Annotated in this window: 11 protein-coding genes; all 11 read right to left on the bottom strand. The window is 68.3% G+C overall.

Features of this window, described 5'->3' with window-relative positions:
• Position 1: 1 nt before the first annotated feature.
• Positions 2-757: a type VI secretion system-associated protein TagF gene (gene tagF, locus BMW75_RS16390; protein WP_092580865.1), complete on the bottom strand. Its 756-nt coding sequence runs from the start codon at positions 755-757 to the stop codon at positions 2-4.
• Positions 757-4,635 (bottom strand): type VI secretion system membrane subunit TssM, encoded by a 3,879-nt coding sequence (gene tssM, locus BMW75_RS16385; protein WP_092580863.1) that lies wholly within the window; start codon positions 4,633-4,635, stop codon positions 757-759. The genes tagF and tssM overlap by 1 nt, the downstream gene beginning before the upstream one ends.
• Positions 4,636-4,672: 37 nt before the next feature.
• The gene (gene tssL, locus BMW75_RS16380) at positions 4,673-6,004 is read right to left on the bottom strand and encodes a type VI secretion system protein TssL, long form (protein ID WP_092580861.1); all 1,332 of its coding nucleotides are present in this window, start codon (positions 6,002-6,004) and stop codon (positions 4,673-4,675) included.
• Positions 6,001-7,350, bottom strand: coding sequence for a type VI secretion system baseplate subunit TssK (gene tssK, locus BMW75_RS16375; RefSeq protein WP_092580859.1), 1,350 nt, complete (start codon positions 7,348-7,350; stop codon positions 6,001-6,003). The genes tssL and tssK overlap by 4 nt, the downstream gene beginning before the upstream one ends.
• A 3-nt stretch (positions 7,351-7,353) precedes the next feature.
• A complete protein-coding gene (tssJ, locus tag BMW75_RS16370; protein ID WP_092580857.1) occupies positions 7,354-7,893 on the bottom strand; it encodes a type VI secretion system lipoprotein TssJ in 540 nt (179 codons plus the stop codon).
• Between the two features lie 134 nt (positions 7,894-8,027).
• Positions 8,028-8,510 carry an Hcp family type VI secretion system effector gene (locus BMW75_RS16365; protein ID WP_076517027.1) on the bottom strand — a complete coding sequence of 161 codons (483 nt, stop codon included), beginning with the start codon at positions 8,508-8,510 and terminating at the stop codon, positions 8,028-8,030.
• A gap of 108 nt (positions 8,511-8,618) precedes the next feature.
• A complete protein-coding gene (gene tssC, locus BMW75_RS16360) occupies positions 8,619-10,121 on the bottom strand; it encodes a type VI secretion system contractile sheath large subunit (protein WP_076517029.1) in 1,503 nt (500 codons plus the stop codon).
• Positions 10,122-10,162: 41 nt separating this feature from the next.
• Positions 10,163-10,699, bottom strand: coding sequence for a type VI secretion system contractile sheath small subunit (gene tssB / locus BMW75_RS16355; RefSeq protein WP_076517030.1), 537 nt, complete (start codon positions 10,697-10,699; stop codon positions 10,163-10,165).
• A 149-nt stretch (positions 10,700-10,848) separates the two neighbouring features.
• On the bottom strand, positions 10,849-12,354 hold the full coding sequence (locus tag BMW75_RS16350; RefSeq protein ID WP_139208547.1) for an OmpA family protein: 1,506 nt from the start codon (positions 12,352-12,354) through the stop codon (positions 10,849-10,851).
• Entirely contained in the window at positions 12,347-12,874 is a 528-nt protein-coding gene (locus BMW75_RS16345) for a DotU family type IV/VI secretion system protein (protein ID WP_092580853.1), read from the bottom strand. The genes BMW75_RS16350 and BMW75_RS16345 overlap by 8 nt, the downstream gene beginning before the upstream one ends.
• A complete protein-coding gene (locus BMW75_RS16340; RefSeq protein ID WP_092580851.1) occupies positions 12,871-13,431 on the bottom strand; it encodes a fimbrial protein in 561 nt (186 codons plus the stop codon). The genes BMW75_RS16345 and BMW75_RS16340 overlap by 4 nt, the downstream gene beginning before the upstream one ends.
• Between the last annotated feature and the right edge of the window lie 2 nt (positions 13,432-13,433).

Below are 13,433 nucleotides of genomic sequence, written 5' to 3'. Positions count from 1 at the left end.
CTCAGGCAAGATCGGCCGGTTCAGCGGCCGTTACCGATAAAAAACTCACATACCCGGCTTGCACATCCTGTTGCCAGTACCAGGCCTGGCTCAGGTCTTCGAACACGGTCGCGGGCCAGTTGCGCCATGGCGCGTGCGGCACGCCCGCCAGGCCGTCCTCGCGGGTGTCGGACGGCCAGCCATCGGCCCATCCGCGCGCGGCGGCGAAGTCCGGCGCGTCCTTGCGGCGCCGCAAGGCGCCCAGGACGCCGGCGCGGCCGGGCCGCCAGAGCCGGTTGATCTGATCCACCAGGGCCGGCCTGCGCGGCGTAGTCACGCCCGACGCAGCGACGCCCGATGCAGCAACGCCCGACGCAGCAACGCCCGACGCAGCGACGCCCGGCGCGGCCAGATGCCCATGCAGCAGGCGCGCCAGGCAGAACAGCGGATTGTCATGCGTGCTCAACAGCGACGACACGCTCGCCGGCGCCAGCAGGAACCACATCAGGAAGGGGTGTTCCCGGCCGAACTTGTCCTGCGATCGGGCGTACACCCCCGCCACATAGCGGTCGCCCGAGAACCGCAGGCATCCCGGCCGCAGCACGAAGCTCCACGGCAGGGCATGGGCCTGCGCCAGGCCCGACGCCAGCCAGGCCTCACGCAGCGGGCCTTCCAGCCACTGCCGCCAGGCCTGCTGCACGTCCAGGGGCGCGCCTTGCCGCAGGAAATCGCCATACGCCGGAAGCTTGCCCCAGTAGGCGGGGCGCGGCAGATTCATCACGCGCCCCCTGGACAGCGAAAGCCGCGCAACAGCGACCCGGTCAGGAAATTCCCCTTGCGGCCGCCGCCGATCTCCAGCACGGCGTGACGCCCGTCGAAATCGAAATCCACCAGCGCCCTTCCGGACGAGGCCGTGGCGGTGACACGGCCGTAATCGAGCAGGCGCAGCGGCGCCCACGGACCCGACAGATGCACGCCCGACGACTCCGCGGTAACCCTCGGCCTGGCCGACAACTCCAGGTAGCTGCCGCTGCGCGGCCCCGGCCAGGCGAACGAAAACGGAGAGACCGGGCCATGCATGTAGCGCAGGCTGTCGCCGTCCACATCCAGCAGCAGTTCGGTGATCGCCGGATCCACGGACACGATGCTGCCCGTCAGGCGGTAGTTCAGGCCCTTGGCGCCGCTGCCGTCGAAGAATGCCTTGCGGATCTCGGCGGCGCGCTCGAAGGGCTGCAGATCGGGGCCCTGGATGGGCCGCATGCCGGGGCTGGCCGGCTTGTAGCGCCAGGGACTGGAACTGGTGTCCACGTGCATGGCCAGCGACCGCTGGAACGTCGCGTCGAACACCCCGCCCGCGCCGAAGAGCTGGACGAAGTCGTCCGGATCGACTTCCTGGGACGACTCGGCGAAGGGGAATTTGCCGGAGATGGCCGTGCGGCAGATCCCGCCCACGGCGGCGTTGACCTGTTCGGCCAGCAGCAGTCCGGTCTCGCGTCCCAACTGGTTGGCCGCGCGCTGCGACAGCCCCGCCAGGATGCGCTTAAACGGCGCGGGCAGCGTCTCGGCCGTCAGGAACAAGGCCGCACTGGCGTCCTGCGGCGGCGGCATGCTGGCCGAGGCCAGCGCGCTGCTGGCCACCGCCATCTGCGTGTACTGCTCGTTGATGCGCTGCAGGATCTGCTGCATCTGCGCGCCCGGCTTGACCGGGTCGATGCGCCCGGGGTTGGGCGATCCCGTCACCACTTCGCGCAGCGCCGAGAATCGCTTGTCGACCAGTTCTTCGGCCAGCTTGTCCTGGTCGAAGTCCGCCGCCAGCCGGGTCAGCGCGTCGGAGGCGCGCGCCACGGCCGAGGAACGGCGCTGGGCCGTCTCCGCGGCAAGCTGCGCCGCGGCGGAGTCGGCGGGGTTCTCGGCATCCACGTCGGACGAGAGCGTCGTCTGACGGGACAGCGCCACGCCCAACCGCGCCAGCGGCGAATTCGCGGCGGCCAGGGCGCGCAGGGTGGCCACGTCGACCGACAGCGGCCCGTCCCCGGCGCCGGCGGTGGAGACCAGCCGGATCTGGTCGATGTACCGCTCCCAGCGGGCGGCGTAGTCGCGCAGGAACAGCGTATAGACCTCGCGCTCGATGCGCTCCTTGTCGCGCCAGGCGCGCCGGGCGTCCTGCGCCTCCGACAGCGCGGAGCCGTCGCCGCCTTCGCGCCCGAGCATCCAGCTCTCGCGCGCCCACACCGTATCGATGTACGCCCCCACGCGCTTGCGGAACACGTCGCGGTACCCGGCATAGGTGAAGAGCCCGGGCACGCCCGGGTCCCCGTCGGCCGCCTGATCGCTGAACAGGGCGGCATCGCTCGCGCCCAACACCTGGTGCAGCGTGAAACGCGGCGGCGCCGCGGCCTCCAGCGCACGCATGGCCCGGTCATACATGCGCGTGGCGTCGGGACGCTCCTGCAGCAGCGCGCGGGCCTGCTCGACCACGGCGGCGTCGCGCTCGGCCTCGGTCAGCGGCTCGTAGCCGGTATCGAACAGCGAGTGCAGGTGCACCGCCAGCTGGGACTTCTCGCGCTCGCTGTCATGGCGGCTGCGCGCCCACTGCCGCTGCACCCATTCGATCAGGACATCGGACTCGAAATAACGCGTGTCGTACAGCGACAGGTACAGGCCCAGCGTCGCATAGAGACCGTCGGCGTCCTTGCGCGCAATCTGCGTACGCAACGCGCCTTCCAGCGTCTTTCCCACCTGGGGCAACAGATGCTTGCGCAGCATGCGCGCATAGGTGGCCTGCGCGGCCGCGTCGACGGGAGGCGCGGCATACAGGCCATAGCGGTAATCCAGCGGCGGCGCGTCCAGGTCCAGGCCCTCGACCTGGGCCAGCGTCGCGGCGTCCGTCAGCAGGCGCACGCCCTGTGCATCCAGCACGCCCGCCGGCACGTCGCTGGCCTGCTGCGTCAGCCCGTCGGCCTTCTGGCCGACGGCCCCCAGATACTGCGCGTTGTTCGCGCGGCTGGCCACCATGCCGCTCACCAGCCACACCATCAGGCCCGCCGACGCGAGATGGACGCCCCAGCGCGCCGCGCCCTGCGCCAGGATCCACTTCCGGTTGGGCTGCACCAGGTGCGACTCCGGGATCATGACCTGCTTGAACAGGTTGCGCAGGAAGTAGCTGCGATGCGCCATCAGCGCCGGCTCGCGCCCGCCCGACAGCAGCGCGACGTCCTCGCCGCCGTACAGCCGGCCCAGCGTGCGTCGCAGGCGCTCGAACAGCGAGTTCCGGTCCGCGTTGACCACCCGTTCGGCCTGCTGGGCGCTGCTCAGATAGACGCCGCGCAGCATGCGCTGGATCTGCACATCGTCATAGCGCGAATCCAGGAACACCTTGGACAGCAGATCGGAAAGCTCCGCCGCCAGGCTGCGGAACTCCTGCGGAAACGGGTACAGGCGCTTGCGCCGGGCCGCGCCGTACTCCTCGACCAGCCGCGCGTTCAGGCCGTCTTCCAGACGCCGTTCCAGCAACTGGAATTCACTGGCGAAGCGCGCGCGCAGGTCGAACGGCTGCGCATCGGACTCGCGGCGCGCATAGTCCAGGGTGAATCCCCAGACCTGCGACCGCCCCTCCGCCGTCATGGCCTGGAAGTACTCGTCAAAGCCCGGCAGCAGATCCAGCTTGGTCACCAGCACATAGACGGGAAAGCGGATGCCCAGCGCCTGGCGCAGGTCCGCCAGGCGGGTGCGCAGTATCGACGCCAGCATGCCGTTGTCGCCCGGCCGCTCCAGCAGCTCGGCCACGCTCACGGCCAGGATCACGCCGTTGATCGGGGCGCGCGTGCGGTGCTTGCGCAGCGCGCCCAGAAAGCCCTGCCATTCGGCGGCGTTCACGCTCGCGGCCTCGGCATTGCCCTGTTCGTCCTGGTCGCTGTATCGGCCGGCCGTGTCGATCAGGACCGCGTCGTTGGTAAACCACCAGTCGCAGTTCACCGTGCCGCCCGCGCCGGGCAGGCTGGCCACGCCCATCTGCTCGGCCATGGGAAAGTCCAGCCCCGAATTCAGGATGGCCGTGGTCTTGCCGGCGCCGGGCGTGCCGATGATCATGTACCAGGGCAGGTCGTACAGATAGCGCTTGCTTTCGAGCAGGCGGCGCCAGCCCTGCGGCCCGCCGCGCAAGCGCTTGAGCTGCCCCACCGCCTTGGACACCACCAGCCGCACGGCCTTCACCTCCGAGGACGCATCCCGCTGCGCCTCGTCGCTCCTGGGCGCCAGGATGCGGCGCAGCAACGCCTCGTCGGTCCGCAACAGCCGCAACAGCCGGTAGGCCCCGTACAGGGCCGCCAGCAGCACGATGACGGCGATCACGCCGATGCGCACGCCGGCGTCCGCCAGCGGACGCTGTTCCCCGATCGCCGCCATCGGTCCGCCAAACCAGACCAGCGTGCACAGCGCCGCCATCGACACGATCCACAGCGGCCAGCCGACCAGCCAGAACGCCAGCGCCGCGACCAGCAGGCCGATCAGCGCCACGCGCACGACGACGTCCTCCAGCGGCCGCAGTCCGCCCAGGTCGACCATCGGCCCGACCATCCAGACCATCGCCGCAAGCAGAACGCAGACCACGATGGCGCCAAAGCGCCATGAAAACAGAAAGCCCAGCAATCGTTTCATTGTTTGATCATCCATTGCGTGCCGGCCGGCACGCCCATCAGTACGAGGTCACGTACAGTTCGACGCGACGGTTCTGCGCGCGGCCTTCCGGTGTTGCGTTGTCGCCCAGCGGGCTTTGCTCGCCCCGGCCGGCGGCGACCGCCTGCTGCGGCGTCAGTCCGCGCTTGAGGAAGATGTCGCGGACGAACTCGGCCCGCTTCTGCGACAGCGCCTGGTTGTCCGGGAACTGGCGCGTGCGGATCGGCTGGTTGTCCGTGTAGCCCACCACCTCGATCTTGCCGTCCACGCGCTTGACCTCGTCGGCCACGCGCTCCAGCACCGCGACCATCGGGGCGTACACGTCGCTGCGCCCGGACACGAACATCGTGTCGCCCGGGAAGGTGACGAGCGTGCGCTTGGGTTCCTCGCGCAGCTTCACCAGCCCGCGCGCGATCTCTTCTTTCAGCAGTTCCGCCAGGCGCAGCCGCGAGGCCGCCGGCGCCTGCGCCGCCACTGCCGGGGTCGCGACGCTTTCCTGGGGCAGCGGGTCCAGTCCGACCTGCAGAATGCGATGCGCCAGGGTGTCGCGCTGCGTGCCGACCTCGTCGAGCAGGTAGCCGAAGACCGCGGCGCAGACCAGAAACGCGAGGGACGCGCTGAGCCAGGCCGGGAACACGCGGCGCGCGCCGCCGGAAATCGGGCCCTCGCCGCGCCAGTTCACCGACAGCTCGCTCGTCGCCGAATCGCGCGCCCGCGCCACCAGGGCCGCCAGGCGCTGCCGGATCTGCTCCAGATGACGGTGGCCATCGGCCACCACGCTGTAGCGGCCTTCGAATCCGAGGCCCAGAATGTGATACAGGACCTCCAGCGTGCCGGCGTACTCGTCCGGATCGCTCGCCATCCGGCCGATGAGCAGGAAGAACTTTTCCCCGCCATCCACTTCGCCCTCGAAGGCAATCAGCAGGCCCTGCGCCGCCCAGACGCCGCCCGCGCCCCAGGCGCTGCGGTTGGCGGCCTCGTCCAGGGCCGTGCACAGGCAGTAGCGCGCCACGGCCACCTGCTTCCAGGGCACCCCCGCCTTGTCGCACAGGTTCTGGAACTGCCCGATCTCGCGCATCAGCAATTGGCGCAGCGCCAGGATGGCGGTCTGGTCGGGCAGGTTGTCGGGCATGGAGGCCAGCAACCGCAGCAGCGGCCCGGCCGCCTCGAGCAGCGGATTGTGGGCGGCCTTGACCGCGTCCAGCCGGCTTGCCAGGTCGGCCGCCGCCCCCTCGTCATCCAGCGCGATCTCCACCGCCTTGGGCGGCTCAGGCGGCGCGCTTGCCGGCCTGCCCGCGGCCGTGCCGGTCAGCAGGTCGAACGTCCTGACATCAAATCCGGGCGCATTCATCGGCTTCGAACTCCCCACAATTCAAGTTTCAGTTCGGGAAAATGCCCGGCAATATGCAAGGCCAGCCCGCCTTGCCGCGCGATCTGGTCCCATAGCGGTCCGGAGCGGCTCAGCTCGAAATACACATTGCCCGCGGCGAACGGAATCTGGCGCGGCGGGACCGGCAGCGGCGACAGCCCCACGCCCGGCAGGTGCGAGCGGATCAGCTCGGGCAAGCGGTGCGGGTGCGAGATCTTGGTCTGCGACACGAACTGCTGCAGCAGCTGGTCCGGCGCCATCTGCGCGCTGACGGCAAGCACCAGGTTGGCGTAGCCCTGCAGTTCCGACGGCATGAGCGTCGCCGTGCGGATGCCATGCGCCTGCTCCACCAGCGCGATGGGCTGCGCGCTGCGCACCAGCACCTGATTGAGCAGGCTGTGCACTTCGGCGACCAGCGGCTGGATGCTGGGATAGAGTTGCGCATGGTCGTAGCCGGGCGCGGGCTGCGGCCGCCGCGACTGCGGCCGGACATAGGTGGCCAGGTCGCCCGCCAGCATCGCCAGCGTGGTGTACAGGGTTTCGGGCGGCGTCTCGCCAACCCGGCAGATGTGATCCATCAACGGGTCGTAGCGGTTCAGGATCTGCAGCAACAGGTAATCCGACACTTCCGCGGCCGAGGTCACGCTGCCCTGCCCGCTGGACAGCCGGCTGGCCAGCGCGTCGGCGCGCAACTTGATCAGCCCCTGCAACTGCTGTCCCCACTGCACGAGGAGCGGGTTGGCCGCGCAGGCGCTGACCGGCGGAATGAAGTCGCCGTCATGCAGGGTCACCGAGCCATCGGCCAGGATAGACTTGACGCGCCCCACCGCCACGCCGATCCACGACTGCGTCAGTTCCTTCTCGGGCAGCAGCCGCAACTGCAGGTGCGCAAGCTGGACTTCCTTGGGGCCCTGGCCGATCACATTGCTGTCGGCCATTTCCTTTTCGAATGCCACGTAGCGCGCCATCGATCCCGGATCCGGCCGGAACATCGTTTCGTCCACGTCGGGCAGGCGCAGCGGGACGGCCAGGAAGATGCGCTGGTTCAGATGCTCCGGCAGCACCGTCAGCGGCGCCGGCGGATGCTCGTGGGCGGGAATGTCGAAGGGCGTGCCGTCGGGAAACACGCCCGCCCCCTTTTGCAGGGCAATCTTGCCGAACGACAGGGCTTCATGGTCGATCTCGTACCGCGAGAAGCCCCAGAAGAACGGCCCCGCGGGCGCGGCGCGCTTGTGCGCGAAGAACTCCAGGTAGCGTTCCTGCTGCTGGAACAACTGCGGAATGAGGAACAGGCCCTCGCTCCAGACGACTTTGCTGTAGAGGCTCATTGCTCAGTCCGCTTGCGTGACGGCGACGGTGTCGGCGCCGGCCTTGATCCGCACGCGCACCGTCTGGCTGGACGAGCTGTACCAGCTTTGGGTTTGCCGGGGCGGCATCGTGAAGGTGGCGCGCCACACACTGCGCCCCAGGTCGCGGTAGCCGGCCACCACGCCGATGGCCACCGTCTCGGGGTCAGCGCGGCGCTGGATGCGCTTGGCGTCGCCCGGCCGCAGCACCAGGTCGTCGGATTCGGCCAAATCGCCGCCCAGCACCTGGCGCGGCTTGCCCTGCAGCGAAAAGAAGTCGGCTTCCTCGAAGACCGACCGGGACTTCAGCTCGAAGACGCGGACCTGGATCGGCGCCGGGCGGCCCTGCGCATCGGCGTTCACGCGCGCGTCCGCCTCGATCAGGATATCCAGGCTGACCGTCTTTTCGGGCGCATCGCCCTGGCTCGCGCACGCCGACAGCGACATCGCGAGCAGCACCGACGCCAGCACGCCCCATGGCCGCGCACGACCGGCCAAACAGCGGAAAATCTCGGTAGTGTTCATAAGCTCAGCAAGCCGGCGAACCGGCGCGCCTTCGCGGGACGGCCCGCAAAGGCGCAATGATCGGTACAAAAAAGGACGGATAACCGCGCGCCCAGGAAGCGCCGTCCGTCCCGTAATCAAGCGTCGCGCCGGCCTCAGGCCGCGTTCTTCTTGATGTCGAAGGTTGCGGTGACGGCGCCGCCGCTGCCGCCCTGGGCGTTTTGCAGGATGTATTCCTGCTTCATGCTGGAGAACGACAGGCTGACGCGTTCACGCGGACGCGACTCGTCGGTAGCCACGCCCTCGGGGTTGACGCGCGTGACCATCACGTCGTTCATGGTCAGCTTCAGGTATTCAAGCGGGTTGCCGCCCGACTTGCGCACCACCAGCTGCGCCTGCTTGATGTGCTTGCCCAGCAGGCAGTACTGGACCAGGTTCGGCGTGGCGCGGTCGATGTAGTGCTCGAATGCCAGATCGTCGACCGTGGCCTTGCCCGCGCCGCCGCCCGACCCCATGTGCATGTTGGACTGTTGCGACACGCCCCAGGACCAGCTCAGCACTTCGATTTCATTCTTGTGCGTTGCGTCCTCGGCCTCGCCTTCGATGCCATCGATCTTCAGGAAAATATCGTGTGCCATTGAAAATCCTTTACATCATTTGTTGTTGCGAAAATGGCCGGACGGTTTTGAAGAGCATTCCGGCCGCCTGCTCCGGCGGAAGATCCGCCACACTCAACCTTTATTCGCCTACGCCGCCGCCTTGACGGTAGGCAGCTTGGCGACCAGGCGCAGCGATACGGTCAGGCCTTCAAGCTGGAAGTGCGGCCGAAGGAAGAACTTGGCCTGGTAGTAGCCCGGGTTGCCCTCCACGTCCTCGACCACGACTTCGGCCGCCGCCAGCGGGCGGCGCGCCTTGGTCTCCTGCGAGCTGTTGGCCGGATCGGCGTCGACGTAGTTCATGACCCACTCGTTCAGCCACGACTGCATCTCGTCGCGTTCCTTGAACGAGCCGATCTTGTCGCGCACGATGCACTTCAGGTAATGCGCGAAGCGCGAGCAGGCGAACAGGTACGGAAGCCGGGCCGACAGATTGGCGTTCGCGGTGGCATCGGCGTCGTAGTATTCGGCGGGCTTCTGCAGCGACTGGGCGCCGATGAAGGCCGCGTAGTTGGTGCTCTTGCGATGAATCAGCGGGATGAAGCCGTTCTTGGAGAGTTCTGCCTCGCGGCGATCGGAAATGGCGATCTCGGTGGGGCACTTCATGTCCACGCCGCCGTCGTCCGTGGGGAACGTATGGCAAGGCAGGTTGTCGACGACGCCGCCGCTTTCGACGCCGCGGATCAGCGTGCACCAGCCGTATTCCTTGAACGAGCGGTTGATGTTCACCGCCATCGCGTAGGCCGCGTTGGACCACACATACTTGCGGTGATCGGCGCCGTCGGTCGCTTCCTCGAAGTCGAACTCGTCGACCGGGTTCGTCTTGGCGCCATAAGGCAGGCGCGAGAGAAAGCGCGGCATCGCCAGGCCGATGTAGCGCGCGTCCTCGGAATTGCGCAGCGCATTCCACGGCGCGTATTCGAGGTTCTGCGTGAAGATCTTGGTCAGGTCGCGCGGATTGGCCAGCTCTTGCCACGAGTCCATCTGCAGCACCGAGGGCGCCGCCCCGGTGATGAACGGCGCATGCGACGCGGCCGCCACCTTGGCGATCGACCCCAGCAGATCGACGTCGTGCGGCGTGTGGTCGAAGTAGTAGTCGGCCACCAGGCAGCCGTAGGGCTCGCCGCCCAGTTGCCCGTACTCTTCTTCATACACCTGCTTGAAGATCGGGCTTTGATCCCACGCCAGCCCCTTGTAGCGCTTCATGGTGCGGCGCAGGTCTTCCTTGGACAGATCCATGAACCGGATCTTCAGCTTTTCGTCGGTCTCGGTGTTGTTGACCAGGTGATGCAGTCCGCGCCAGGCGCTTTCCAGCTGCTGGAACTCCGGATGATGCAGGACCAGGTTGATCTGCTCGGACAGCTTCCTGTCGATTTCACCAATGATGGCCGCGATGCTCTTGTAGGCATCGTCGGACACGCGCACGACATTCTGCAGCGCCTGCTCGGCCAGCGTCTGCACGGCGCGCTCGACGGCGGCGCGCGCCTGATCGGTCTTGGGCTTGAACTCGCGCGCCAACAGGTTGGTGAAGTCAGAATGCCCGGCTTCGGGTTGGGGAGCGACGTTGTCGGCGATTTTTTGCTTGACTGCCATTTCTTGATTTCCCAGTTGCTTACATGCGTTGCGGCGAGCCGTTAATCGGCTTCGGCCTCTTCGGGCGCTTCGGTCCTGGCTTGCGGCTTGGGCGTTTTGGCCAGCGTCTGCAGCAGCGCGGGATCGCTCAGGACTTGATTGATGAGGGTCTCGGCGCCCGCCTTGCCGTCCATGTAGGTCTGCAGGTTGGCCAGCTGCGTGCGCGCTTCCAGCAGCTTGGACAGCGGCTCGACCTTGCGCGCAATGGCGGCGGGCGAGAAGTCATCCATGCTTTCAAAGGTGATGTCGACCATGATCTGGCCGTCCCCCGTCAGGGTGTTGGGCGCGGCAAACGCCACGCGCGGCTGGATCGCCTTCATGCGCTCATCAAAGTTGTCGATGTCGATGCTGAGGAACTTGCGTTCGCCAACGGCGGGCAATGCCTCGATCGGCTTGCCCGACAGGTCCGCCAGGACGCCCATCACGAAAGGCAGCTCGACCTTGCGCTCGGATCCGTAGATCTCGACGTCGTATTCGATCTGGACCCGGGGTGCGCGATTGCGCGAAATGAACTTCTGTGAACTATTGGAAACCGCCATGTTTTCTCCGACGCAGGCTGAGGGGGTACGAATGCGCACAGCTTATGCAAGGCTTTCTGTGCAAGGAATCAGACTTGTCCTAGTCCGACAGGTTTGTTTGCGCGGACCGCTCCCGCCGTGTTGGCGAATGCCACTTCGACGCATGCCCGTCACCCCGACGACGGGGCGTCGCCCCCCATTGCGCCGCACGCGAAATGCGCGGAGGGCAGCGGCGTGAGCGTGATATCCACCCGCCGGTTGCGGGCTCTGCCGGCCGCGGTTGCGTTGTCGTCGACCGGTTGCGAGGCGCCGCGCCCCGCCGTCTCGAACTGGGCCAGGGGCGCGCCGCTCATGGCGACGAGCTGGTCGCGCACGGCTTGCGCGCGGGCCAGGGACAATGCGAGGTTTCTCTCGGGGCTGCCCGTCCCGTCGGTATGGCCGACGATCCGCACGTGCAGATCGGGATTCGCGCGCAGCAGCTGCGATGCGGGGTCCAGCAGGCGGGCGGCGTTGGCGCGGATCAGGGTGGCGCTGCCGCTCTCGAACACCGCCATGCTGTCCAGCCGCAATGCCGTCTGCGGCGGCGTATACGCCGCGATCGCTTCCGCCATCGCCGCCTGGATCCGCTGTGCGCCAGCCTGGCGATAGATCCAGGATCCGACGCCGTCATCGGCGAGTTTTTTGCCCAGGTGATCGTGCTGGGCGCGCAACTGCAGCAGCGCCGCGCACTTGTCGAACATGCGCGCCGGGGCGATGGCCCCGTAGGCGCGCAGGCCGTCTGCGTAGCGGTCCAGTTCGACCTTGGCGCGCAGGTACGGCATGCACGCCAGCAAGGCCGGGATCAGCGCCAGCGCCCCCAACATTGCGGCGACGCGCAGACCGCGGGCCCGCGGCGAGCGCGGCGGCGGGACGCTGTCATTCCAACCGGGTCCCTGGCGCTGCGCATCGAAGGCCAACGGCGGCAGAGGCAAGGCGCCGTGCCGGGGCGGCGGCAGCGACGGGCTCAGGCCCGTGCGTCCGATGAGCCACCGCATCCACCCGGCCATGTCCGGCAGCGTGGTACCCGCGTCCACCAGGAATACGCCCCCCAGGAACAGCGGCGGCGTGTTCGCGATGTCTTCCATCAGGGCCAGCAGCGCGGCTTCCGCCGCCCAGTCCACGAAGGACAGGGCCAGCCGTTCGTGCAAGGTCCCCGCCCCGGGCGGGCGCCGCATCGCGCCTTCGCGCAGCGCGTTGAGCGCGTGGCGCAAGCTGACCCGGCCCTGCCCCTGCGGATCGACGGACAGCCCGCTGCTCAGCGTGACGGGGTCGCCGTGCGCCGGCCCGAGGCACGCATAGACGGCCGCGTAGACCGGAATGGGCCGCTGTCCCAGCACGGCGCAGCCGGCGACGGCGCGCTGCCATTCCCGCCATTCCCGGCGCATCGCCAGTTCGTCGCCGCCCGCGGGCACCAGCGGCAACAGCAGCGCGCACGGCGCGCCGTCGCGTGGCGCGTCCTTCAGGATGCGCAGCAGGTCGTCGGGACTGGCCGCGAGCAGCCATGCCGCATTTCCTCCCCAGCGCTTGCGCGCAGTATCGCGCACCGCGCCGTCGTCCTGCCTGTCGAACAGATGGCTGGCGTTCGGTCCGGCCACGATGACGGTCGCGACGGTGTTGCGCTGCATGGCGTCAGTCACTTCCCTGCTCCTCGCCGCAAGCCCACGGCCATGCTTCGCGCAGCCGTTCATTCACCTGGCGGCAGCGCTGGATCGCGTCTGGACGCCGCCGCAACAGCCCCGCGGCAAAGAGCCGCGCGTACCAGTTCAGCCAGGCGCCGCCGCGGTCCGGATGGCGCGCCAGGGCGTCCAGGTGCGCCAGCACCACGTCCGCCGCATCGGGTTCGCCCAGTTCGATCCGGCACAGGGTGGCGTCTTGCCATTCCTTGCGCATTGGCTCGGGACAGGAGGCCAGCGTGGCATCGTCCAGCAGCAGCGCATGCGACAGGCGCAGGCGGTGCGCCTGCTCCGGCGTCACGCTGCGCGCCAGCAGCGCGCCATCGACCTCGGCCATCAGGGCGACGCAGCGCGCGCGCCAGGCGTGCAGGGGACCAAGGCGGGCATGCCGGTCCAGCACCGCCAGGTGCAGCAAGGTCTCGTCCAGCATCGGCGTATGCAGGAACAGGTCCGGATCCGCGCCGGCACGCACGGCCTGCGTCATGGAATATCGAGCACGTAGTTCACGTAGGTGCTGACCTGGCCCGCCGTGGCGCCGCCCGTGCCGTAATAGCGCGCGTAATAGACGAGCAGCAGCGGACCGCTGGCGCCGTCGGCCTCGATGGGCGTCACGCTGTCACGGTCGCCCACCCGGATCACGCTGCCCGATTCGTTCAGCAGCTCGACTTGCACACCCTGCGCCGCGACGCCGGGCGACACGGCCTGCGGGTTCAGGCGTCCGGTCATGTCCGAAGTCGGTCCCGACTGGAAGTACGCGCGCACGGTGGCGGGCGTGCCCACACACTCGATGGGTATCTCGAACCGCGTCGATCCGGCGGTGTTGCCGGGCGCGGACAGGGACTGGACCGACACCGTGGGCAGGGTCACCGTCATGGTCTCGGCGCCGGCCTGCACGGTGCAGCTCAAGGGCACGTAGCGTCCCGTGAACTTGATCTGCACGTCTTCCGTGGCGGCGCGCGCCGCGTCCGACGCCAGCGCGGCCGTCAACGCCGCTGCGGCCAGCGCGAGCCAGGAACGCATTCCTAACGTTTTCAGTTTCATGG

The sequence above is a fragment of the Achromobacter sp. NFACC18-2 genome (assembly GCF_900108985.1).
GTDB lineage: Bacteria > Pseudomonadota > Gammaproteobacteria > Burkholderiales > Burkholderiaceae_B > Achromobacter.
Note: the sequence above shows the minus strand (reverse complement) of the source record. Positions and strands in the feature narration are given on the sequence as shown.

Excerpts from the sequence above, each read along its gene's own strand:
- tagF (WP_092580865.1), bottom strand. The coding sequence starts at position 757 with ATGAATCTGCCGCGCCCCGCCTACTGGGGCAAGCTTCCGGCGTATGGC.
- tssM (WP_092580863.1), bottom strand. The coding sequence starts at position 4,635 with ATGAAACGATTGCTGGGCTTTCTGTTTTCATGGCGCTTTGGCGCCATC.
- tssL (WP_092580861.1), bottom strand. The coding sequence starts at position 6,004 with ATGAATGCGCCCGGATTTGATGTCAGGACGTTCGACCTGCTGACCGGC.
- tssK (WP_092580859.1), bottom strand. The coding sequence starts at position 7,350 with ATGAGCCTCTACAGCAAAGTCGTCTGGAGCGAGGGCCTGTTCCTCATT.
- tssJ (WP_092580857.1), bottom strand. The coding sequence starts at position 7,893 with ATGAACACTACCGAGATTTTCCGCTGTTTGGCCGGTCGTGCGCGGCCA.
- BMW75_RS16365 (WP_076517027.1), bottom strand. The coding sequence starts at position 8,510 with ATGGCACACGATATTTTCCTGAAGATCGATGGCATCGAAGGCGAGGCC.
- tssC (WP_076517029.1), bottom strand. The coding sequence starts at position 10,121 with ATGGCAGTCAAGCAAAAAATCGCCGACAACGTCGCTCCCCAACCCGAA.
- tssB (WP_076517030.1), bottom strand. The coding sequence starts at position 10,699 with ATGGCGGTTTCCAATAGTTCACAGAAGTTCATTTCGCGCAATCGCGCA.
- BMW75_RS16345 (WP_092580853.1), bottom strand. The coding sequence starts at position 12,874 with ATGACGCAGGCCGTGCGTGCCGGCGCGGATCCGGACCTGTTCCTGCAT.
- BMW75_RS16340 (WP_092580851.1), bottom strand. The coding sequence starts at position 13,431 with ATGAAACTGAAAACGTTAGGAATGCGTTCCTGGCTCGCGCTGGCCGCA.